The sequence below is a fragment of the Marinobacter sp. genome, from assembly GCF_048266785.1.
Classification (GTDB): Bacteria; Pseudomonadota; Gammaproteobacteria; order Pseudomonadales; family Oleiphilaceae; genus Marinobacter.
Genome location: NZ_JBLWYX010000013.1, coordinates 82,606 through 105,411, shown reverse-complemented (window position 1 = coordinate 105,411; position 22,806 = coordinate 82,606). Strand labels below are relative to the sequence as shown.

The 22,806-nt window shown below is 53.3% G+C and carries 15 protein-coding genes; 7 read left to right on the top strand and 8 right to left on the bottom strand.

Going from position 1 to position 22,806, the window contains the following annotated elements; genetic code table 11:
* Nucleotides 1-131: 131 nt before the first annotated feature.
* The 5 genes from ACN0V1_RS16380 (at nucleotide 132) to ACN0V1_RS16360 (ending at nucleotide 13,425) form a co-directional block, all read left to right on the top strand.
* Nucleotides 132-3,929 carry a hypothetical protein gene (locus ACN0V1_RS16380; protein WP_417546019.1) on the top strand — a complete coding sequence of 1,266 codons (3,798 nt, stop codon included), beginning with the start codon at nucleotides 132-134 and terminating at the stop codon, nucleotides 3,927-3,929.
* Nucleotides 3,922-8,346, top strand: a complete 4,425-nt coding sequence (locus ACN0V1_RS16375; protein ID WP_417546018.1) for an NACHT domain-containing protein — start codon at nucleotides 3,922-3,924, stop codon at nucleotides 8,344-8,346. Before ACN0V1_RS16380 ends, ACN0V1_RS16375 begins: the two co-directional genes overlap by 8 nt.
* Complete coding sequence (locus tag ACN0V1_RS16370) at nucleotides 8,343-9,782, top strand: multidrug DMT transporter permease (protein WP_417546017.1); 1,440 nt, start codon at nucleotides 8,343-8,345, stop codon at nucleotides 9,780-9,782. The genes ACN0V1_RS16375 and ACN0V1_RS16370 overlap by 4 nt, the downstream gene beginning before the upstream one ends.
* A 581-nt stretch (nucleotides 9,783-10,363) precedes the next feature.
* Entirely contained in the window at nucleotides 10,364-11,104 is a 741-nt protein-coding gene (locus ACN0V1_RS16365; protein WP_417546016.1) for an NYN domain-containing protein, read from the top strand.
* 131 nt (nucleotides 11,105-11,235) lie between these two features.
* Nucleotides 11,236-13,425: an OsmC domain/YcaO domain-containing protein gene (locus tag ACN0V1_RS16360; protein WP_417546015.1), complete on the top strand. Its 2,190-nt coding sequence runs from the start codon at nucleotides 11,236-11,238 to the stop codon at nucleotides 13,423-13,425.
* Nucleotides 13,426-13,462: 37 nt separating this feature from the next.
* Here ACN0V1_RS16360 and ACN0V1_RS16355 read toward each other — a convergent pair whose 3' ends face one another.
* The 5 genes from ACN0V1_RS16355 to ACN0V1_RS16335 all read right to left on the bottom strand — a co-directional run bounded on the left by ACN0V1_RS16355 (nucleotide 13,463) and on the right by ACN0V1_RS16335 (nucleotide 18,513).
* Nucleotides 13,463-14,194 carry an ABC transporter permease gene (locus ACN0V1_RS16355; RefSeq protein ID WP_417546014.1) on the bottom strand — a complete coding sequence of 244 codons (732 nt, stop codon included), beginning with the start codon at nucleotides 14,192-14,194 and terminating at the stop codon, nucleotides 13,463-13,465.
* A complete protein-coding gene (locus ACN0V1_RS16350) occupies nucleotides 14,194-15,141 on the bottom strand; it encodes an ABC transporter ATP-binding protein (protein ID WP_417546013.1) in 948 nt (315 codons plus the stop codon). The genes ACN0V1_RS16355 and ACN0V1_RS16350 overlap by 1 nt, the downstream gene beginning before the upstream one ends.
* Nucleotides 15,138-16,313: an ABC transporter permease gene (locus tag ACN0V1_RS16345; RefSeq protein WP_417546012.1), complete on the bottom strand. Its 1,176-nt coding sequence runs from the start codon at nucleotides 16,311-16,313 to the stop codon at nucleotides 15,138-15,140. Before ACN0V1_RS16345 ends, ACN0V1_RS16350 begins: the two co-directional genes overlap by 4 nt.
* A 3-nt stretch (nucleotides 16,314-16,316) precedes the next feature.
* Entirely contained in the window at nucleotides 16,317-17,150 is an 834-nt protein-coding gene (locus ACN0V1_RS16340; protein WP_417546011.1) for an ABC transporter substrate-binding protein, read from the bottom strand.
* Nucleotides 17,151-17,382: 232 nt separating this feature from the next.
* The gene (locus tag ACN0V1_RS16335; protein WP_417546010.1) at nucleotides 17,383-18,513 is read right to left on the bottom strand and encodes an aminotransferase class V-fold PLP-dependent enzyme; all 1,131 of its coding nucleotides are present in this window, start codon (nucleotides 18,511-18,513) and stop codon (nucleotides 17,383-17,385) included.
* Between the two features lie 378 nt (nucleotides 18,514-18,891).
* Between ACN0V1_RS16335 and rnk the strand changes: the two genes are divergently transcribed.
* Complete coding sequence (gene rnk, locus ACN0V1_RS16330; RefSeq protein ID WP_417546009.1) at nucleotides 18,892-19,275, top strand: nucleoside diphosphate kinase regulator; 384 nt, start codon at nucleotides 18,892-18,894, stop codon at nucleotides 19,273-19,275.
* A gap of 44 nt (nucleotides 19,276-19,319) precedes the next feature.
* Here the strand turns inward: rnk and ACN0V1_RS16325 are convergent, their stop codons facing one another.
* The gene (locus ACN0V1_RS16325; protein WP_417546008.1) at nucleotides 19,320-20,942 is read right to left on the bottom strand and encodes a methyl-accepting chemotaxis protein; all 1,623 of its coding nucleotides are present in this window, start codon (nucleotides 20,940-20,942) and stop codon (nucleotides 19,320-19,322) included.
* Between the two features lie 195 nt (nucleotides 20,943-21,137).
* Here ACN0V1_RS16325 and ACN0V1_RS16320 point away from each other — a divergent pair, with 195 nt between their 5' ends.
* Nucleotides 21,138-21,800: a hypothetical protein gene (locus ACN0V1_RS16320; RefSeq protein ID WP_417546007.1), complete on the top strand. Its 663-nt coding sequence runs from the start codon at nucleotides 21,138-21,140 to the stop codon at nucleotides 21,798-21,800.
* 3 nt (nucleotides 21,801-21,803) lie between these two features.
* Here the strand turns inward: ACN0V1_RS16320 and ACN0V1_RS16315 are convergent, their stop codons facing one another.
* Together ACN0V1_RS16315 and ACN0V1_RS16310 are read right to left on the bottom strand one after the other, a co-directional pair.
* Nucleotides 21,804-22,427 carry an L-threonylcarbamoyladenylate synthase gene (locus ACN0V1_RS16315; RefSeq protein WP_417546006.1) on the bottom strand — a complete coding sequence of 208 codons (624 nt, stop codon included), beginning with the start codon at nucleotides 22,425-22,427 and terminating at the stop codon, nucleotides 21,804-21,806.
* Nucleotides 22,424-22,795: a BolA family protein gene (locus ACN0V1_RS16310; RefSeq protein WP_417546005.1), complete on the bottom strand. Its 372-nt coding sequence runs from the start codon at nucleotides 22,793-22,795 to the stop codon at nucleotides 22,424-22,426. The genes ACN0V1_RS16315 and ACN0V1_RS16310 overlap by 4 nt, the downstream gene beginning before the upstream one ends.
* Between the last annotated feature and the right edge of the window lie 11 nt (nucleotides 22,796-22,806).

Sequence of the window (22,806 nt, the reverse complement as noted above, 5' to 3'; positions counted from 1 at the left end):
CGGTTCATGTTCCGCTGGTGATATGTCAATGTACCGGTCAGAACTTAAACGGGTCACACTTCATGACACCGAAGATCTTGCAATTAGGATTTGGCAATTGTGAAAGCGGGTGCCGATAGGGAGAGGATTGCATGGGAAAGAAGTCCCGCAAGAAACGCGAGCGCAGAATTGCACGAATGAGAGCCGACCCTTCGGCCCTGTTGAATGAGATGCTCAAATCTCATCGACAAGAAGCCGACACTAGGGATCAGGTCAATCCGTTTCAAGAGCATCTCGAGGCGACACGGAGGGTGCTCCGAAAATATGAGGGCCTCGACGCAGCAATTGCTTTAGGCGTCTCCGAGCTTTGGCCGGCTAACGCCGGCAGCCCTATCAAACACATTTTCGCTTGGGCTGTCCTGATAAGCCTTCCAAAGGATGAGGAAAGCGGAGTAGCGATCGCTAACTACGCAGACTTCAAGGCATTTTCTGAAGCACTTTACGAGGCATGGCCCGAGTTCCCGATGCTGGAGGATTTCTCTCCCGAGGCCGACTGGGGGCAAATCAAGATGCGCCTCGGAGGGGCCTTCGTCCCGATGTTCTACGGTAGCTGCCTTGAACGCACCCCCGACTTCGTAGAAGCCTTCCGCATCACTTACGCTCACGTTCCTGAAGCCCAAGCACAAATGGACCTCGCCGTTGCGTTGCAAGCGCGAATCATCGAATCGATGTCGGACCTAGGTGCCTCTACCGCCGGAGAAGCACCACACGCCCACGTCGAGGTGCCTCCAAAAGAATTCTGGCAGGCTTGTAGGCAAACGCTTAAAAAAATCGGTACCGATATTGCTGAGTGGCGAGAAAAGGCGGGCAACGCCCTCGACACTCCCTTTGGCACATTCAAGGCCCCATTGGCATCGAATGCTTTCGGGGACGCTGTAATGCAAGGAATGGCCCTCCCCTTTTTAGCGGTCGAAAGCGACAGCACGTGGGTGCCGATGTCAGTCCGTAGCGCCCCAGCAGTCGTCATTGACCACTGGGCCAACAAAGAAACGGATGGGGTCAACGCTCAGACGCATCGCAGTCTTGCTCGGTTCGTTGCCGAGCGGTTCCCAGAGACGGTCGCGGGCCCCCTAACGATGTTCATCGATGATGCCATCTGTGAAGACCTCCCTATCAGTTGCATCATCTCAGCCAACTCTCGTGTATACCTTATATGCACATGCGACCACGCATCGAATAAGCGGATGTCAAACTGTGCAAAAAAAACGTACGCCAAGATAAGGCGCGGCGCGGCGATCCACTTTCGTCTCGCTGACGGACGCGGACTCATGTTGCACAAGAATGGGTCCTCTGGGCCAAATGCCGACGAGCTCCGAATCGTCATTGTGGTAACCCAAGCGGGCACTTCGTTCGGCTCGATAAATGTTCCCGAAAGACCCGCGCGTTTATTGCCGCTAGCAGACTTCATCACTATTTTCGATAGCCTCAGAGATCTAGACGAACTGGAGAGCTACTGGGAGTTCGTTGACGTTCAGAGAGCTTCTCTCAGCTTGTTCTCTAGTGGGCCCGCAGATCTTTTTGCATCATACAAAGACACACACGGTGTCCTCATAGATGGAGCAACTTCGCCGACCTTTATTGGATTGGACCCTCATTGGGGAACGTCCTGGCGTTTCAATTCGCTTGCCAGTTTTTGGTCACGTGCACCGCGAATATTTCCGGACGGCTCTTCGGGCTGGCGGGTGACTTCCGGAACCGATGGCGTCAGCGAACTCGAATCGCGACATCATACAGCGATTGCGTACTCCACATCAGTCGCGTCATGCACGGTTCAAACACAAGTAGAACTATCTGAAGCGCTAAAACCTGAGGATGCTCGTCTCATAGATCTCTTTGCTCAGCTCCTCGCGGACAGCATATACCGGAGCCGCGACCAGATATCAGACATCCAGCTTTTCAGCGCGCCTCATGTCCTGTTTAACTGCGTTCCAGCCCCCTCCTGCTCTGTCGAGGCAGAGGAAGCCCCTAAGCCAATAGAGGAATTCGTCCATGTAGTAATTTCAGTTGAAGAGGACGTCGTTCGCAAAGGACTCTTTCATTTGAGCGTTGACCCAAGAGCAGTACTTGCTGGATTAAACGCGGCTAAAGACGCATCGTTCGAGGTTCGTTGCTTGCTGGAAACACTCAAAAGAAGTCAAACTGCAAGCGGATGGGAATTGCCCGACCATTTTGGAGATCGGCTCGGCAGCATGGCGAAAGAGCAAGCCCGTTACCACCTGAAAGTTGTTCCCCGAAACGTTGATGTTCCGGACTATGTGAACCCCGTCGTCCCCACACCTACCGATTACAAGCTTGCACGGAAGCAATTGGCTTCAGAATTCATGGCGCTCGATCTGTCTCCTGGGCGATATGAACTGTCGGAGGCCAAGACAAGGATTGATTCTGGAAGCGGCCGCTTGCGTCTGTACATTGAGAATAAGCTAGCTTCACTCGATCGGCATCAAATGCTGCGGGCATGCATTGAGCAACATGATGCACTCCTAGTTAGCGAGAGAATGAAGGTTCAACGAACCCGTCAAAGCCTAGCGCATCAAGTCGATTACGACAGGCTGGATGCAATTGAACAAGCTCGGAAAGAATATGGTTCTGTAGCTCGTCATTATCGATATCTACTAGAAAAGGTGGTCAGCTCGCCTCCAAGTGGCACCGGAGAGGTTAACAATCGAGTACTTAGAGAGCTGGTGGGACTGGTTGATTGGTATATGGTTCTTACCGGTGCTAGCGACGTCCTTCACAACGGCATAGATGTTGGCGGTGTTGTCATCGACGACTCGTACATTCCAGAAGTTTTCTACTCAGATGGTTATGAAGATCGAGAGGCTGAGTTCGCGCGTGAGTATGCAAAGTCACGATTGGGTCTTGGAGCAAACAGCGAAGATGCCGTGGAGGGCGAGCCAGAAGAACTGCTTTCCTCAGATAGTCTACGAAGCGCGTTCACAGCTGATTTAGAATTTGACTTTCAGCGCATGGTCACGGCCCTTGCGGTTTTATCACAAGCTCACAGGTATGGCTTTGGCGACAGACTCGCTCTCTCGTATGCCGCTGCCCCTAATCTGGTTGCACAAAGACTGGCAGATAACATTGAAAACCTTGATTTTGCAGAGGCCGAGAGGATTGTAGCATTCCTCACGCTCTCTGAGCTCGGCGTGCGCAGGCTGCCCGGGAGGGATGTTGATGAATCTGATGTCCCGTTTTGGGAGCATAATAAACGAACCCATCGATACGCGATCAGGCCACTGATTGTCGACGGTCCAGACTTACGTTGGGGGGCGGAGGTGACCAGTCGGGCAATGCATAACTGGATGTCAACGGTGCGGGATGGTTACCTCCCGGCGGATTTCGATTGGCCGCATGTTCGACCAGTCATTCGAAAGATCAAAGCAAGTATCGAGAAACGTCTGGAAACTCGTACGGAGGAGATATTTCAAAAGCACACTCCATTCGTTAAACGAGGTGTCGATTTTTTCAGGAAGTTCCGTGAAGAAGGGTTCGACGATGTTGGTGACTTCGACCTACTTGCTTACTGGCCAGGCATCAATCTGCTCGTAACTGTTGAATGCAAGTACAATCAACCACCCTACACGATCAAAGATGGCCGTCGACTTCGTGACAAAATTTTCGGGAAGTCCGAGGATGATAGAGGTGGACAGTTCAGTCGAATCCTTGGCAGAAGGCGATTCCTTGAACAGAATCGCTCACAATTGATTGAGCTTCTCGAGTGGCCAAAATCCGAAACCGAGCCGCCGAACAATCTGGAGCTTTACGTCAGTCGCGACGTTTACTATTGGATGGTTCATCCGCCTTACCCTGTGCCTACCCAGTTCGTTCGAATAGACACGCTGGACAACTGGATCAAGACCGAGCTGGTCACACCGAGCAACTATGTCTGAAAACATCAAAAACACTGCGATTACTGCAGCCGGCTACGTATACCAAAATCGGCAAGGTCTGAAAGTCCTTTGTGATTGGCTCGACTCCCCAGTGCGCTATAGACGGGTGAAATTCGAGTGCGACAACGAAAAGGAGGCCCCACAAGCATTGGACGACATTGTCGTCGAGCGGAGCGATGGTCTCGTTGACCTTCAACAGGTCAAGTTCACTCCGAACCCGGATAAACACCTGCTGTCCTGGGAATGGCTGCTTGAGAAGAGCGGAAAGACGGCACGGTCTAGGTCTATGCTGCGAAAGTGGTTCGACGCATTCAAAAAGCTCGACCCAGCCCTAATTGGCGAAATCTCGCTCACGACAAACCGCCGGCCTGATGCAAGCATCGAGGCCTGTTTGAATGCTGACATGATTTCTTTTGCAAAGATTCCAGAGCCCACACGCTCGGAGGTAATCAATGAGCTAGGCAGTTCTGAAGACTGCAAGACTTTCTTCGATCAGTTACGCATTCGGCACAGCGATAAGGGATACAGCACTTTGGAGCACGAGGTCGATGCGCGCCTCCGGACGCATGGCACCCCTGAGGGCATCGCCATACTCAAAAACGTTGCCCTGAACTGGGCGACTCAAAGAAACTACCCTCTCCCAAACGGCTGGATCACGATCGATGAGGTTCGTTCTATCCTGCAGGCGTCCCCGCCGGCACCGCTGCCCGAAGATTTCGTAGTGCCCAAAGGGTATGAGGTGCCAGACGCAACGTTTCACCAAGAGTTTTTCCAAGACGCACTCGGCGCCACGGGAAAAACGATTGTTCTGACAGGGCCTCCAGGCCGTGGCAAGAGCACCTATCTCAGCTTCTTGTGCGACAAGCTTGCAGAGCGGGACATCCCGACCGTTCGCCATCATTACTTCCTCTCTTCGACAGAGCGTGGCCGGGACCGGGTGAACAGCTACGTCATCGAGCAAGCCATTAGAGCTCAGATCAAACAATTTCACGAGGGTGCCTCAGTAACGGCAGGGAGCCTACGCTCGCTCCTGGATGCCTGTGCTTCCTACTGTGGAGATATTGGCAAGCCGTTCGTGTTTGTTCTCGATGGACTCGATCATGTTTGGCGCGTAAACGCAAAGGACAAACGCCCTCTGGATGACCTTTTCGCTCAGGTAACCCCTTGTCCCGAAAATATGGTACTGCTTGTAGGCACTCAACCTGTAGATGATGCTCAGTTACCCACAGACCTACTCGCTGTCGCGCCCAAAGCTGACTGGCGAACCTTACCGGCGATGTCAGAAAACGCGGTCCTATCTTACTTGGGTAAAGCGGTTAAAGAAGGAAGGTTCACAACTACCTTCGACCGCAGGAAGCAGGCCGAGAACGAATTACAGGATGCAGCATCCGCGCTTCATTCAAGAACCAACGGCCACCCTCTCCACGTTATCTACGCCACTGCCGAGCTTGAGCACGCACGTCGCAGGCTGTCGAGTTGGGATGTTGCTCAGTTGAAGGGAGATCTGAGCAAAGACGCAGAGTTTTACTATGCATCACTGTGGCACAGCCTTCTTCCGAGCCTGCAAGACACGTTGCGGCTCGTCTGTGCTTTCCCATTCTTCTGGCCAAGGACTGCGTTCGCTGAGATTGCTGCAGAGATCCAGGCTTCCATTCCTGAAATCGAGAAAGTCGAGCACTTGCTCTACTCGTCTTCTGCAGGTTTAAAGGTCTTCCACGAGAGCCTTGCGGTATTTGTTCGCGCGACACCAGGCTACGAAGGCCGCATTAAGGAACTGATGCCGACAGTTGCAAGTTGGCTAGAGAGCTCAGCGCCACCTTCCCTCAGGACAAACTGGCTGTGGACGGTTCAAGCGAGGCTCGGCGATCCTAAAAACCTCATCAAGGGCCTCACTCGCGACTGGATAATGCTTCGCCTTGAAGAGGGGTATCCAGAGTCACTGTTTGACGTGCTGCTCTCGGAGGCCCTGGTTACGGCACTCGAGAACAATGCGTTCGCGGATGCTTACCGCTTGGAGCACCTGAAGGCTCGTATGGTGGGCGGCAGCGACTTCCAAATGCAGAATGACGACTTAGCCAGACTTACCTCCCTCACTCTGACGCTAACTAAGGAGGAAAGCGTCGTACGGGAAGCCTTTGCCTCAAGACATGAATCCGATATCTTGCGTTTAGCAGCGCTTGGTCTGGCCTTGCATTCTCGAGGAGATCAAGTTCTCGCACAAATTTGCGGCGACGAAGCACTTCGTCGATTCAGGGGGCTGAGCCGATTTTCAGACAGGTATAACTCGAGAGCTGGCTCGGATGAACTCCAGTTCCTCGTTAGCGCATTAACGCAAATCGGCACCATCGGCTCCACTTCTGAGGCGCTCATTAATCTCGTTTCCAATAACGGGTCGATCGTTTGGTTGCCTCGAGTACAAATGTTAGTTGCTGAGGGCGACCTCGACGATTTGATGTCAGTCGCTACCTCACTCGCCTGTGGAGAGCGCAAAAGGATAATTAGCGATGCTTGCGTCCGAGCAGCCGCGAATGCAGGTGTACGCATTGTGGATCGAGATGATTTCAAGGAGCTTTATCAGACTCCCTTCGTCGCTGCAGTGGATGCAGCCCTCACCAAGTCCCCTAAACCGCTTTACGACCCGATACCTTGGGACTGGCTGAACAGCGATTACTACGAACGCAAGGAAGATTTGGCTGCCCTCACGCACCACTGGTTCTTTGGTGCTGTACATCTGGGATTATGGATGGCTGCCGAGGGGCAGACCGCTTTCGATTATGCGCCAGCCCCTATTTTTGAAGGCAGGGAAAACATCACCCACTTCCTTGATTCTCTAACTACAATCGGCATTCAAGTTGCGGAACACTGGTGGAGGAGAAAGTTTGTGGACTTCCATGAGCTTTTCATGTTTCTAGAACCGGTGGAGTTTCGTCAGTTCAGGCAAAACCACGACCAAAGCTCAGCGGCCCAAGACTTCAGGAGAGCACTGCATCGCATCGCTTGCGATGTCCGCCATGGCAGCAACCTCATAGACAACTCTGTAGATGCAACCCTGAGCGAAGAGTCAATAAAGGCCGCCATGCGGACCGCCTGGTTCGACGGTACATCTTTTCGTGAGCGATACGTATCCAATTCACTTACGAGAATGACAGATGATGCGGCTGCTGCGTTCGTAGAGTCTCAACGTTCATTATTTGATAGCGAGGTCTGGGAGGAGACTAGCGTGCGTCTTCAGACACCGCTGCAGCTCTGTTCTGTAGCAACCTCCCACAATTTGACAGCAGAGGCAGGTGAACTCTGCCAACAGACGTGGGAACTGACCACCGGCTTTGGGCATCGCAAAGATCCAACTTTAAACGACTCGGTAAACGCAATTGGGTACTTAAGCGAGGTTACGGCTAAAGATGCTCTGCAACTGCTCGGTCGAATCGCGCCGCAGATCCACCATATCCTGCAGTACACAGACGGGAAAGGTACTAGGCATGTACTGGAAATGGCTGATCAATTGCTCGCGAAATTAGAGCCTAGTGCACTGGTGACTAAGTATGAGGAACATACTCATGCAGGCGACTGGTGGCAAGCAGAGAACAGCTTACGGTCGTATGTTCAGCAAGGAGTGAGGGAGGGTTGGCAACTCAATGCGCTTATGCGAACAGGCCTCCAACCAGAAATCCAGGAGATGATTCAGCAACTGGTTCAGGACGGCGTCTCGGGTGGCACGGAATTGCTCCACATTCTTCGAGAACACTACGGGTGGGATGTCGGCGTTCTATTAAAATCAGAGCCCTACACTAGTGATACCGATAACACTCCCTATGAGGGCGACGTCAGTAGCTTTGCTCCCAACCAATTAGACGACCTGCTCGATAGCCTTTCAGTTAGTCACAATGATAGAACCGAGCTTCTCCGTGCCTGGTATCAGCACTGGGAATCCGAGGGTCGAGGTAGAGAACTATTAGATGAACTTGAAGACCTGCTTTTCTCACAGGAGGGACGGCGAAGGGATATCCTGGTTCTATCGGAACTTGCATTTCATACAAGGCGGAAGCTGAGCGGCAAGAAAGCAGCCTGGAAATACCTAGTCCAGGCGCATATCTTGAGTGGTGGCTGGATTGGATACATGGAAAGTCCAACAAATACCCGTGAAAGGCTCGATATGGTAGCGAAGTACTACCCCCAGCGATGCGATGAATTTGTGGTCGAGACAACATACAGCATGTTCCAGGAACCTGAGCCACAACGCTTGGCCCCCAATGACCTCATGGCTTACTTCTATATGAGACAAGGACGCTTTCCGGAAGCAATCAGTTTCGTGGAGACGATGGTAAATTGCGTCATCGAAGATACTCGGACGCTACCCTTGGAATCACCTCGCTGGCAATCAGAGCTCACCCAAACATCCGGATCAGTTTCTCAATGAACGACCTGCGAATACTCATTGCACGACTTGGATGGCCTTCTACGTCAGCGCGTTGGTGGACCATGCAGGAACTGGCGGCTCGACTTGGAAAGCCAGCTGTAAAAACTGAGACCGAGGCAGCACTGCTTGAGTTATTGGGTTCGCGGAAGCTTGAGGCAGAGGTTGTCGAGGTTCTTTGCATCTTTTGGATGGCCGTTCAGGAATTTGGCTACTTGCCCACTGCAGAACTAGCTGAAGGCATCTCTAGGCCCTCATTGCTATCAGGCCTGTTAATGGAAAATTTTGGTCTCTCAATTCAAGCCGCCCGCGCTGACTTGAGGGAAGTACCGGAGGACTTCGAAATCCCTGATGATTTTGAAGGCGTGCAAGGAGTGGACTTGCCGAGAATCTTTCGGACATCCTTAGCCTGGTTGGAGGACCATACTGGACTTCCGTTTGTGAAGCAGATGGCCTTTGAGTGGACACAGAGCCATGAAGCATACCCTGAAGCTCCATACCAGGGTGACCTGTGGCACTTCGCTCAGTCACGGGGCAAAGGTCTAAGCAGCAGTCTTTCGGCTCGAGCTGCGCTTCGAGCCATTTCTGCATATCTCCGGACGCTGGAAGTTGCGAAGCAGTTTTGGAACATGCCAGTAGAATTAGCAAACAAGGAGTCACTTTTAGCATTGCCGATTCATCCGACTTTCGCCCTTCTTCGCCCCATGACTCCCGGATGGTTCTCTTCAGCCCACTGCGACGGCAGCACCGAAGCAGTAGAGTCAGCCGTTCGGACCATCCTTGATCACCTAAGTTGTACCCGACCCGGAGATGAACTTATAGCGTTCAACTCGCCGGTACTGATGTCGGCGGAGCGATGTATCGAGGTGTCTTTAGTAAGGTGGTCGCAGACTACAGGTGGAAATGTCGACGATATGGATCTTGCCGGCTATCTAGATGGCTTTTGGAAGCATGGTCCGGTGCTCTCCAGCGATGCTAATGAACCTCTGAGTACAACCACGATCATCAAGCCCCCTACTCTCCCGGAACTGATGAACGGAGACGCCAAAGCTTGGCCGTTGGCTGCAACAATCGATCTTGAACGAATCGGGTACCTACAGCACGACCTTTATCCTTCCAGGCTATATTTCCCAACGATGCCTGGTTCGCAAAGTGTTGAGATCACTCCTCATGAAGGGCAACTTCAGGTCAGCGCAGGAAGTCAGATCGTTGCTGATTTTTGTTACTGGAATGCAGGGTGGGGACCAGCTAGGCCCAAACATTTTGGTGGAAATTGTGGGACTGCACTCATCTCACGAGGCAAAAGGTACCGCGAAGATATTGCGCCGGATGACGGGCCATCGCGCGAATTCTACCTCTGGCAAATACGCATGCTACAGCGAAAAAGCTCCTTCGATGAGTTCAGTGAAAGACAGTTAACTGGCGTCATATTCGTTTAGCTGGCCGGCGTAGCTCCAGCTTGCTATGGTTCAGACAATTAACTGGCAAGCGATATATCGCACGACCGCTCCTGTCCAATTGGGTCGGCGGACTCATGAATTCGCTCCTTGATAAGCAAGTACGACCCTTAGTCTATGCACTCAAGTGACCACCGACCCAAAATTGCTTTGCTAACAGTTAGGCTGAAATCTATTTAGGCATCAAGACCTGCTTTCGCTTACAGAAACGACTATAGGGATATATTTTGGGGCACATCCACCAAAAAAAAATATAAATACATATACCGTTCAGTTAGTTAAAGAGAAATGTGAGTCCTGCCGAGGGCACCACCAAACAGTATTCCGCCCAATTTACATCCTCTGCGGGTACATCCGGGATGAGATCTACACCTCATCTTGCCAAAGCATATTTTGTACTCAAAAATGAGTCCAATACTGCTCGATCTGGTGACAAATCCCAAGCCTCAGAATTACAGTCCTCGCCCTACAAATCATCCTCGTTAGCGTCGTACCTCATCGGTCTAAACAAGACATGATAGAGTGCTAATTATCTCACTCCAGAGAAGGAAATCTCAGGAATTATGGATACCAACTACAAAATCGCCCTCCTGATCGACTGCGACAATGTCAGCCACCAATCGATTGAGGGTGTGCTTCAGGAATTGGCCAAATTTGGTGCCGTGAATGTACGCCATGCTCACGGTAACTGGCACGGACCACAGCTAGGTGGCTGGATTGAAAAGCTGCATGCCAATGCTATTCGACCGGTTCAGCAGTTCGCCTACACTACCGGTAAAAACGCCACAGACGCATCAATGATCATCGATGCAATGGATCTGCTATACAGCGGCAACGTTAATGCCTTTGCACTGATGACCAGCGATAGCGATTTCACGCCGCTGGTCATGCGTATTTTGGAGGCCGGCCTACCCGTTTTCGGTTTTGGCGAGCGCAAAACTCCTACGCCTTTCGTTAATGCCTGCTCTCAGTTTATTTACACTGAAAATCTGCGGGAAGACACCGAAGAACCAGACAGCGCCATCACTGGCGACAATCCAAAGCCGACCGCCAAAACCAAGTGGGACCGCAAGCAGCTGCGGGGAGACTCGGTTCTGGTGCGGACCATGCGAACGGCGGTGGAACAAACCGCAGATGACGATGGCTGGGCCCACCTTGGTCGGGTTGGGCAGTATATTTCCAACAACAGTTCGTTCTCACCAGTGAACTACGGCTATAAAAAACTGAGCGACCTGATACGGGCCACTGAGTTGTTTGAGGTTACAGTTCGGGACAAAGGCGTTCTGTACGTCAAGAGCCCCTGATGTCGGGAACCAAACAGATCAAAGCCTTACAGCTTTCCAAAAACTGACCTGACGAACGGCAACAAAAAACGGATAATGGCCGCGATCCAAGGCCGTCGTGCGCCAAATTCTACAAACCGGGTACCCTCGCAATGGAAATCAACGTCAATTATCTCGACAACCTCCGAGTTGAAGCCAAGTTTGATGACTTCTCGGTGATTGCCGACCAGCCCATCCGCTACAAAGGCGACGGCTCGGCGCCCGGCCCTTTCGACTATTTTCTGGCTTCATCGGCCCTGTGCGCGGCTTATTTTGTGAAGGTGTACTGTCTGGCGAGGGATATTCCGACCGATAACATTCGTCTGTCCCAGAACAACATTGTTGATCCTGAAAACCGCTACAAACAGATTTTCAAGATTCAGGTTGAGTTACCAGAGGATCTGCCCGAGAAACACCGCCAAGGCATTGTGCGTTCAATCGACCGCTGTACGGTCAAGAAAGTCGTACAGACCGGCCCGGATTTCCAGATAGAGCTGGTGGATAGCCTGGATGCCGACGCACAGGCCCTGCTGATTGCGAAACCGGAGGGCGACACCAGCACCTATATTGCCGGTAAAGACCTGCCGCTGGAGCAGACTATCGCCAACATGACCGCTATTCTGGCGGATCTGGGCATGAAGATTGAAATCGCATCCTGGCGCAATATCGTGCCCCACGTTTGGTCACTGCACATGCGTGATGCGGCCTCGCCCATGTGTTTCACCAATGGCAAAGGCTCCACCAAAGAAAGCGCCCTGTGTTCGGCTCTGGGCGAGTTTATTGAGCGCTTGAACTGTAACTTCTTCTACAACGATCAGTTTTTTGGTGAGGAAATCGCCAACAGCGAGTTTGTTCATTATCCAAGGGAACGATGGTTCAAACCGGGGCCCAATGACGAGCTGCCTCAGGGCATACTGGATGACTACTGCCTGGCCATCTATAACCCCGAGAATGAACTGTGCGGTTCCAACCTGATCGATACCAACTCCGGCAAAGTGGAGCGCGGCATTTGCTCCTTGCCCCTTGAGCGGCACTCCGACGGTGAGGTGGTGTACTTCCCCACGAACCTGATCGAGAACCTGTACCTCAGCAATGGCATGAGTGCGGGCAATACCCTTTACGAAGCCCAAGTGCAGTGCCTGTCAGAGATTTTTGAGCGGGCGGTAAAAAAGCAGATCATCCAGGAAGAGATTGCGCTTCCGGATGTGCCGCTGCACGTACTGGAAAAGTACCCGAACATTCTTGAAGGTGTCCGTGCATTGGAAGCGCAGGGGTTTCCGGTGCTGGTTAAGGATGCTTCTTTGGGCGGCCAGTTCCCCGTGGCCTGTGTCACCCTGATGAACCCGAAAACCTGCGGCGTGTTTGCCTCCTTTGGCGCGCACCCCAGCCTTGAGGTGGCTTTAGAGCGCAGCCTCACGGAGTTGATGCAGGGCCGCAGCTTTGAAGGCCTGAACGATGTGCCTCCACCCACGTTCAACAGCCTCGCGATCACCGAGCCGAACAACTATGTGGAACACTTTATTGATTCCAGCGGGGTAGTTTCCTGGCGTTTCTTCAGTGCCGAGGCCGATTACGAGTTTAATGAGTGGGATTTCTCGGGTACCAACGAAGAGGAAGCGGCGTCCTTGTTTGGAATTCTCAAAGACATTGGCAAAGAAGTGTACACAACCGTTTATGACGACCTGGGTGCACCGGTCTGCCGTATGCTGGTGCCGGGCTACTCCGAGGTCTACCAGATAGAGGATCTGATCTGGGACAACACCAACCGGGCCCTGGACTACCGTGAAGACATTCTCAACCTCCACATCCTGAGTGATGAGCAACTGTCCGCTCTGGCGGAACGCCTGGAAGACAGTCAGATTGATGACTACACGGATATCATTACCCTGATCGGCATTGAGTTCGATGAAAATACGGTTTGGGGTCAGCTCACCATTCTTGAGCTGAAGCTACTGATTAATCTGGCTTTGCAAGAATACGAAGAAGCCCTTGAACGGGTCGAAATGTTTATTCAGTTCAACGACAACACGGTTGAGCGCCAACTGTTTTACCGTGCGATGAGTGCGGTTCTGGAAATCACCCTCGATGAAGAACTTGAGCTGAGTGATTATCTGTTTAATCTCAAGCGTATGTTTGGGGAAGAAACCATGGACGCCGTGGTAGGCTCGGTAGATGGCAGTGTGCGCTTCTACGGCCTAACCCCGACCAACATGCAGCTGGAAGGCCTGGATAAGCATCTGCGTCTGATTGAAAGCTACAAGAAGCTGCATGCTGCGCGGGCTGCCAAGGCAACGCTCCTTTAAGTACCCGAGCGTTTACACCTGGAGCTTGGCCCTGAATTCAAACTGAAAAAGCCCGAGCCCAGGTGCGCTCTATAGCTTCAAACAAGCTGTCGGTCGCCAGCGCCAGCATGCCAATCAGTATGGCACCTTGTAACACGTAGGCGGTATTGCCGTTAACCAGCCCCGCAATTACCGGATCGCCCAATGTGCGGGCGCCAATGGTTGAGCCGATCGCTGCGGTGGCGATGTTGATGGTGACTGAGGTGCGAATTCCAGCCAGTATCACTCGCCCTGCCAGGGGGAGTTCTACCTTCAGCAAAACTTGCGCGGAAGACATGCCCATTCCTTTGGCGGATTCGAGCACAGCCGGGTTAATGCCGTCCAGGCCTGCCAGGGTATTCCGCAGAATGGGCAGTAAACCATAAAGCACCAGCGCAAACAGCGTCGGTTTTTCACCAAAACCCATAACGGGCACTGCCAGCGCCAGCACAGCGACGGGCGGCACGGTCTGGCCGATGGAGGCTATTTGGGTGGCCAATGGCAGAAAGTCGCGACCGGCGGCGCGGGTCGCAAAAATGCCGGCAGACACAGCCACTAGCGTGCCGATTGTGGCGGAAGCCAGCACGAGCCAGATGTGGCTCTGCAACAGCACATAGAAACTGTCTCTGTTGTAAATCAGTTTATCTGTGCCAGGTTGCACCCAGGAAAAAAGCGGCGTCATTGTGGGAAGCGCGGCCGCTAATGCGCACAACGACGCAATCCAGACAACCGGCGCCAACCACGCGCGCATCAGGCACCGCCCTGCAGGAGTTGTTCGCGCGTTAAGGTGCCAACCTCTTCACCCACCTTACTAAAAACCGGGAGTTGTGCCGTGTTTTTCCAGACCATCACGGATAGCGCAATTCTCAGACTGTCCGCCTCATTCAAGCCGTCTGCACCGGGTTCGGATTGCCGGGGCTGAGGATGCGGTTCCATCAGGTCGCCCACCGTGCGCAAAGCCAATAGTTTCAGGCCACGATCACCCTTGCCAATCAGGTTTTCCACGAAAGCGGATGCCGGGCGCCGAAGAATCGCCTCTGGCGTATCGTGTTGAATAATTCGTCCTTTATCCATTACCGCGATACGGGTAGCCAATTTTAAGGCCTCATCGATATCGTGGGTCACGAACACGGTGGTTTTATTGAGTTGCCGCTGGATCCGTAACATTTCCTGCTGCAGATTTTCCCGCGTGATGGCATCCAGTGCGCCAAAAGGCTCGTCCATCAGGAGAATATTCGGGTCGCCCGCCAGTGCCCGCGCCACGCCTACCCGTTGGGCCTGGCCGCCGGAAAGCTGGTGCGGATATTTGGCAGCGTCGGTTGCCGGGTCCAGCCCAAGCAGGGTTAGCAATTCATTTACGCGTTTATCGCGTTTGCCGGTTGGCCATTTGAGGAGATCGGGCACCACGCCAATATTACGAGCGACAGTCCAGTGGGGGAACAACCCGGTGCTCTGTATGGCGTAGCCCATATTCAGTCGCAGCACCTCGGGGTCTGCTTTGTTGATATCCTCTCCATCCACAAGAATTTCGCCGCTGGTGCGAGGCAAAAGGCGGTTGATCATCCGTAGCGTGGTAGATTTTCCGCAGCCAGAACTGCCCACAAGAACGCAGACTTCGCCGGTTTCTACGGTCAGATCAATATCATCAACTGCCACGGCATCACCGAACCGTCGAGTGACGCCTTTCAGCTCAATCACCTTGATGTCTCCTGAAATTTCAATGCGGACAGAAGGGCATCGGCCGCCAATGCCAGAACGACCGTAGGCAAGGCACCAAGCAGTACCAGGTCCATGGCGGCTTGGCCCAGCCCCTGGAAAATAAACGTGCCGAAGCCTCCAGCGCCGATCAGCGCGGCGACAGCGGTCAGGCCAATGGCTTGTATGGTGGTAATCCGCACGCCTTCAACAATGACCGGCAGGGCGAGAGGAAGCTTCACCTGCATAAATATCTGTCGCTCGCTCATTCCCATACCACGCCCAGCGTCAACAACAGACTCAGGCACTTCCATCAGGGCAACATAGGTATTGCGCACCATCGGCAGCAGGCTATAGGCAATCAACGCCAGCAGCGCCGGCGCCCAGCCAATTCCCCTGATGCCCAGTGTCTGAAGAAACGGGAATGCTGCCGACAATGCCCCCAAGGGCGCAATTAGCAGCCCGAAAAGCGCCAGACTGGGGATGGTCTGCATAAAACTGACCAGCCCCAGCAGCGGTCGCCGCATCCGTTCCCGCTTCACCATGGCAAGCGCCAGCGCGAAAGCGAGCACAGCACTGATGGCCACGGCACCCAGCGACAATGACAAATGTACGGTTAACGCTTGGGAAAACTGATCCGCCCGATTGGTGTACTCGCGGATAAGCGACAGGCTGGACAACCCCTCACGGCTGGCGCAGAGCCACCAACCAGCGACAATCAGAAGCACTGTTGATAACTGAAAACGGCGGGAAGCTTTGAGTTGGCCCAGTGTTTCCAAAAGCATCAGGGCGAGAAAAAACGCCAAACACCAGAACCCTGCACCTATGCCAATCCGGGCATATGCGGAGTCCGTTGGAAGCTTGCGCAGCGCAAACACCTCAAGCAGCAGCGGCAGGGCCATCAGTGCGGCCGTAAGCAATGCCGCCAGCACCCAAAAACGTTTGTGAATAGGCCTTGTGGCGAGCACAACCACAACCAACAGCAGAGACGAAACAACGCCCGCACCAAGCCAACCGGTTGCGGCATAAAGCCCGTACCCGGTTCCGGTCACAATACGGTTGGGCTGAACCACACCGAGATTCAGCAACCACACGCATCCAAGCGCAGCCAATGCTAACGCTAGTACTACACGGTTTGATAGCACACGGTTTGGCAGCGTTGTCGATGACGTCACGGATTAGTCCAGGCTAAGGCTTTCCAGATAGTCCCGGGCCACCGCATCTGCGGGAGCGCCTTCAACCGCCACCTTTGCATTCAGCTTTTGCAGTGTTTCCAGATCAAGCGATTCGAAAACTGGTTTGAGCAGTGGGCGTATTTCAGGGTATTCCTTCAATACGCTTCCTCTGACAATCGGTGTCGGTTGATAGACCGGCTGCACGCCTTTGGTGTCTTCCATCACTTTAAGACCCAATGCGTTGAGACCGCCATCGGTGCCATACGCCATGGCCCCGTTAACGTCATTGGAATTGATCGCTGCCGCCCGCAGGGTCGCTGCGGTGTTACCGCCAGATAGAATCAGGAGCTGGTCAGATGTGAGCTGGAAGCCGTAAGCTTTCTGGAACGCTGGCAGTGCGCTGGCCGACTCCACAAATTCAGCGCTGGCCGCAAATTTAAAGGGCTTGCCAGCGTTTATATAATGCGCCAGATCTTCCAGCGTTTTGAGGGTGTTCTTTTCCGCCAAATCACCGCGCACGCTCATGGCCCAGGTGTTGTTGGCGTTCGCAGGCGTGAGCCAGACAATGCCCTCAGCTTCGCGGTCAAGCTCGGCCGCCATATCGTAAGCCTTTGCGGCATCCTTCCATACGGGGCTGTCTGCCTTGTCGTAGAAGAACGCCGCGTTACCGGTGTACTCAGGATACAGATCAATTTCTCCAGCCTTGATCGCACTGCGTACAATGCTGGTGCTGCCAAGCTGTAGCCGGTTTTCTACCGGAATACCTCCGCTCTCCAGGCGCTGCAGAATCATCTGGCCAAGGACGCCTCCCTCCGTGTCGATTTTCGAAGAAACCACGACCGGATCCTGCGCCGCAACCGCACCAGTTACACACATCAACGCAATAGCAAAACACCGCACCAGTGATTGCGAAATCCCACGACACGCTCTATTCGGAGCCAGAGTTTTATATTGGAGCTTTACTCGACATGTTCTGAAATTTGGAAGATACACAGGTATTCCTCTTGGTCATTGAGCTACTTTCAGCAGCCCAGAGTTCAATGAGTTTGATGGAATTACAGACGTATCCTCAGCCCTGAATCGCTTCCAAAGCCACTCTCAGATTCGCCACCGTCCTGTCCACATTGTTCAGTTTCTCCAAGCCAAACAGCCCCATGCGGAAAGTCCGGAAACCCTCCGGCTCACCACACATCAACGGCACGCCAGCTGCCGTCTGCAGCCCCTGCTCACGGAACAGGCTGGTGTTGTGAATATTGATATCATCAGTATGCAAAACCACCACGCTGGGCGACTCAAAGCCGGGAGCTGCGACGCTTTTGAAACCAGCACTATAAAACAGCTCTCGCACCTGTTTACCAAGTTCCTCCTGGCGTTTGTAAAGCAGATCCGGGCCGGTTTTCAACGTTTCGAACATGGCGTCACGAAGTATGACCAGAGCGTCGGTAGGCATAGTGGCATGGTATGCGTGGCTACCGGAATCATAGGCCTGCATGATCTGCGACCATTTGCGCAAATCTGCCGCGAAGCTGCTGCTGGTGGTTTCTTCCATGCGTGCCATGGCCCGTTCACTCAATGTAATCAGAGCGGCGCAAGGTGAAGCGCTCCAGCCTTTCTGAGGCGCGGTGATAAGGACGTCCACGCCGCAGGCTTTGGTATCAACCCATAATGCACCGGAGGCTACGCAGTCCAGCACAAACAGGCCATTGACGTCCTTTACGGCTTCGCCAATGATTCTCAAGTAATCGTCTGGCAACACAATACCGGCAGCGGTTTCCACGTGGGGGACAAACACAACGGCAGGTTTTTCTGCCCGGATGCACTCTGCGGCCTCTTTGGCTGGCACCGGTGCGTAAGCTGCCTGAGGCGCATCGTCCAGAGCCTTGGCCTGAAGTACGGTTATTTTATCCGTGATTCGGCCCGCTTCGAGTATCTGCGACCAGCGATAGCTGAACCAGCCGTTGCGAACCACAAGGCACTGTTCGCCATTGGCAAACTGACGAGCGACAGCCTCCATACCAAAACTGCCACCACCGGGAACAATAACGGCGCCCTGGGCGTTATAAACCTGCCGCAGGGTGGAAGAAATATCCCGCATTACTTGCTGAAAGGGGGCAGACATGTGGTTGAGTGAGCGATCATTGAATACCACGGAATATTCCAGCAACCCATCGGGGTCGACGGACGGAAACAGTTTGGACATGGTAGGTAGCTCCTTGCCTGATGCAGGGTGTGGATGAATCGTCTATGGTGTCAGTCTAACAAATCTGGCGTTATGCGCTTTATTTCTCACCTTTTCCGCGCACCCACTTGTGGAACCCTGCAAAAGCTTATAAATTGATCAAAGCGGCCAAGTTACCGCTTTTCCGTTAATTAATCAGAAACGACGCATCAGGTGAGCCTGTGAGAACGCTTTTCTCAGAGACCATTCCTTTCTACCGTTTCAGTGCCCGCCAACAGGCAGGCACCGCTGGTGTGTTGTCCGCCTTTCTCTTTTCTCGCTGAATCCGCTTTTAAACCGCCGGATTCGGCGTCTGAATTCTGAAATTCCGAGTTATTAATTTATTTTCTGGAGATTGCTATGGCTGATATGCCGGACGTATTGGTTGCTGAAGAAGATTTCAACCGTTTGACAACCCTGATCGAAAAGCAGGGTGATTCCGATATTGCGGACGGCCTGGACGATGAGCTGAGCCGGGCAACACTTGTTCCGCTCGCGGAAATGCCTGACCACGTGGTAACGATGAATTCGAAGGTTCGCTTCCAGAATGAGGATAGCGGCCAGGAACAGGAACTGACCCTGGTATACCCCCATGAGGTGGGCACCGGGGAAGGCAAGATTTCTATTCTGGCGCCGGCGGGCTCTGCTCTGCTCGGGCTTGCGGTGGGCGATTCCATCGAGTGGCCGATCCGTGGCCGTAACAATATCCATCTCAAGATCATTAACGTCACCCGACAGGGTTGACCTGCGGGTGTCGGTTACGGGGCGGGCCTTTAGAGGCCGTCCCGTCAGCTGTTTTTTCTGGTCAACCGGAACTGCTCAATGGTTTCTCTGAGCGTTTCAGCCATCACAAGCAAGTCTCCCGCTATATCTGCCGTTTCCTGCGCATCCGTTGATGCCTGCTCTGCGGAGCGACTGATCTCGATAACGTTCTGATTGATGGCCTCTGACACATCGCTCTGCTCGTTTGCTGCGCTTTCCATCTCCTGGTTGAGAGAGGTGATTTCACGCACAGCCGAGGCAATGCTTTGTAACTCGGACTCTACTTTCAGAATGGCCTTTACCTGATGCCCCGTCATGTCCGAGGCATGGTGCATGATAGCCACACAATCAACCACTTCGCTTTTGAGCCCGTTAATTGTCTTGCGGATGTCCTCAGTAGAAACCTGCGTGCGTGCGGCCAGTGCACGAACTTCATCCGCAACCACCGAGAAGCCACGCCCTTGTTCCCCTGCCCTGGCGGCCTCTATGGCTGCATTGAGCGCCAGCAGGTTCGTCTGATCAGCAATATTGGAGATTTCTTCCAGCATGCTCGCCATCTGGCTGGTGCGCTGGTTAAGATCCTCGATTCGTCTGGCACCACCCTGCACTTCCGTATTCAGAGCTTCGATACCTTCCACCGCATCGCGTGCCAGGCGCTCACCGCTATTGGCTGATTCTGCCGTTTCTGCAGATTTGCGGGTGGTATGATTGGCGTTTTCCCGCACCTGAACGGCCGATGCGGCCATTTCTGTTGTTGCGCTGGCAACCTGATCCGTATTGTCCTTCTGTGCCATCACTTCACGGCCGGTGGTTTCAGCTTTTGCTGAGATACTCCGGGCTGCCTGTTCAACCTGGGCCGCGTTATCCATCACCGTGTGCATGCTTTTGCGGATTTTCGCCATCATGCGATTGAAGGCCAGTGATACCGAGCCAATCTCATCGTTGCGGGAAACATCCAGCTCAATCGTCAGGTCGGAGTTTCCGGATATCTCATCCATTCGAACCTGGAGCCGACGTAGCCGGGAGAACACCAACCGGCTCAACGCAAGCGCGGTCAGGAAAAATACCACAATAAAAATAACAACCTGAATACCACCACTGGCCAGCAACTGCTGGTGCAGGCGATCGTCACTCTCCGCAAGGGAGTAATCCACCCGAATCGCACCTAACACATCACCTTCCTGTGCCTGATGACAACCCAGACAATTAACGCCTTGATAATCTTCCCGCGCAATAACCGGCTCGATCAGCGTGTAGATGCGACCATCATCGTTGCTTGAATAGCGCTCGATCCGTTCACCCGCCAGGGCTTGCTTATCCGCTGGATCACGCGCCTGTTCCGCTTTAGTACCGCCGCCAAACATCCGGTTCAGCTGATCACTCCGGATCACCCTTACGTCCAGCACATCCTCCGGAGCCATTACCTTGTCCCGCAGCACCTCGCGATTGCTGATCGTGCCGGTCACCATCATGGTATTCAGGCCGTCAAAATACGACTTGGCCAAGCCATCGACGTATTTGTGACTGAACTCCTCCATGTGATCACGCTGGGCACTCGCGCTGTAAAGCACGGTAAATACCAGAATGAGTGAAAACCCGGCTGCCAGGGCGGCGAGTAAAAGAAAGCGGATGGAATAGTGTTTTTTCATAATAAACCGGGGTTCCTTAGGGCTTCCCTGTTAATGACGGCAAAGCGACGGGTAACTTTACCTATCTGCGTCAATTTTTTAATGATGCAGATCAGAATGACGTATTTCCCTCACGTGGCCCGAAATGTGCTTCTTAACGTTCTAACGGGCATTTTTCTGGCACGCCTGCTGCGAGCCAATGGAGGACTTCACACCATGTCACTGCTGACATCCCTGATTCAGGCGAGCACTCGCTTCCAGCAGACTCTGGAAAAGCGACCGGCAACGGGAGCCGAGGAACAAAAAGCCAAAGGCGCTGGCAGTGCAGAGGCATTGCAACCCACAGGACCCGGCGATGATCGCTTCACACCATCGGGAGATACTTTGGGTGATACAGGCCGACTGAAATCACAGAAATTACCGCTGGCAGATTACAAGCAAACGGTAGGGCAGGATCTTGCCTTTATCAGAGAAACGCTGCGGCACAAACTTGCCGAATACAACCTGAACCCGGCCTCGGCAATAAGCGTTAATAAAAACGATAGCGGGAAGGTTGAAGTGGGCGGCAATCTGGCGGAAGAAACCCGCATCCGCATCGAAAATGATCTGAATGTGAACAAAAACTTTACGGATGCCTTCAACCGGCTGAGCGTCAACGAACCGACATTGCATTTCATGGACAATGCCCTGAAGCTCAACCAGGCCTACGGCGTTAATAATTCACTGCTGGATACACTGATCAGTGAAAACCAGCAGTTTAACGGCCTGCAGGATCTCGTTCATCGCTACGACACCCTGCGCCGTTCAGCCCCAACTGACCCCTTCGAAGCTGCGGCGAACCGGGGAGCCTACGCTTTCAACCTGAATACCCGGGCCTGAACGTTAGGCCTCAAACGGTGCCGGGTCGCCTTTGCCAACTCGGGTAACCTCCGGCACGTCGCCGGTAAAGTTCACCACTGTGGTGGGCTCCATACCGCAGAAACCACCATCAATGATCAGATCCAGCTCGTGCTCCAGCGTATCCCGGATGTCATAGGGATCTGTCATAGGGTCGGACTCGCCCGGTAAGATCAACGTACTGCTCATAATGGGCTCGCCAAGCTCAGCCAACAGTGCCTGAACAATCGCATTGTCCGGCACCCGCACGCCAATAGTACGCCGCTTGGGATGCTGTAACCGCCGAGGCACTTCGGTGGTGGCATCAAGGATGAACGTATATGGCCCCGGCGTGAAGGTTTTCAGCAGCCGGTATTGAGTGTTATCCACCTTTGCATAGGTCCCGATATCCGAGAGATCCCGACACACCAGCGTAAAGTTATGCTTGTCATCCAGCTTGCGAATCCGCTTGATCTTGTCCGCAGCCGGCTTGTCACCCAAATGGCAACCAAGGGCATAGCCGGAGTCAGTGGGATATACAACCACACCGCCACTGCGAAGAATCTCAACAGCCTGCTTGATCAACCGCTTTTGCGGGTTTTCTGGATGAATCTGAAAAAACTGGCTCATGAATGCCCTCCGCTCTGATTTTGAGCGCCTGAAGTCGCTAACTGAGAATCCGCCTTGGAACCGCCCATACAATCCGGCGAAGTGGGCGCAACTTGCCCAGAGGCCTCCCATTCCTGTGGAGAGTATAGATGCAACGCTAACGCATGCACGCCACCAGCCATCTCCAGTTCTTCGGAAAGCAGCTTATAAACAGCCTGATGCCGCTTAACTTTCATCTGCCCGGCAAACGCCGGCGACACCATCGTCACCTTGAAGTGCGTTTCCGAGTTTGGCGGCACACTGTGCTTATGGCTTTCGTTCTCAACCAGGAGAATGCTGGCGTCAAACGCCTCGTTCAACTTGGTTTCAATTGCATTCTGCATTTTCATAACCTGTTAAC

Coding starts and splice junctions, on each gene's coding strand:
- ACN0V1_RS16380 (WP_417546019.1), top strand. CDS start 132: ATGGGAAAGAAGTCCCGCAAGAAACGCGAGCGCAGAATTGCACGAATG.
- ACN0V1_RS16375 (WP_417546018.1), top strand. CDS start 3,922: ATGTCTGAAAACATCAAAAACACTGCGATTACTGCAGCCGGCTACGTA.
- ACN0V1_RS16370 (WP_417546017.1), top strand. CDS start 8,343: ATGAACGACCTGCGAATACTCATTGCACGACTTGGATGGCCTTCTACG.
- ACN0V1_RS16365 (WP_417546016.1), top strand. CDS start 10,364: ATGGATACCAACTACAAAATCGCCCTCCTGATCGACTGCGACAATGTC.
- ACN0V1_RS16360 (WP_417546015.1), top strand. CDS start 11,236: ATGGAAATCAACGTCAATTATCTCGACAACCTCCGAGTTGAAGCCAAG.
- ACN0V1_RS16355 (WP_417546014.1), bottom strand. CDS start 14,194: ATGCGCGCGTGGTTGGCGCCGGTTGTCTGGATTGCGTCGTTGTGCGCA.
- ACN0V1_RS16335 (WP_417546010.1), bottom strand. CDS start 18,513: ATGTCCAAACTGTTTCCGTCCGTCGACCCCGATGGGTTGCTGGAATAT.
- rnk (WP_417546009.1), top strand. CDS start 18,892: ATGGCTGATATGCCGGACGTATTGGTTGCTGAAGAAGATTTCAACCGT.
- ACN0V1_RS16325 (WP_417546008.1), bottom strand. CDS start 20,942: ATGAAAAAACACTATTCCATCCGCTTTCTTTTACTCGCCGCCCTGGCA.
- ACN0V1_RS16320 (WP_417546007.1), top strand. CDS start 21,138: ATGTCACTGCTGACATCCCTGATTCAGGCGAGCACTCGCTTCCAGCAG.
- ACN0V1_RS16315 (WP_417546006.1), bottom strand. CDS start 22,427: ATGAGCCAGTTTTTTCAGATTCATCCAGAAAACCCGCAAAAGCGGTTG.
- ACN0V1_RS16310 (WP_417546005.1), bottom strand. CDS start 22,795: ATGAAAATGCAGAATGCAATTGAAACCAAGTTGAACGAGGCGTTTGAC.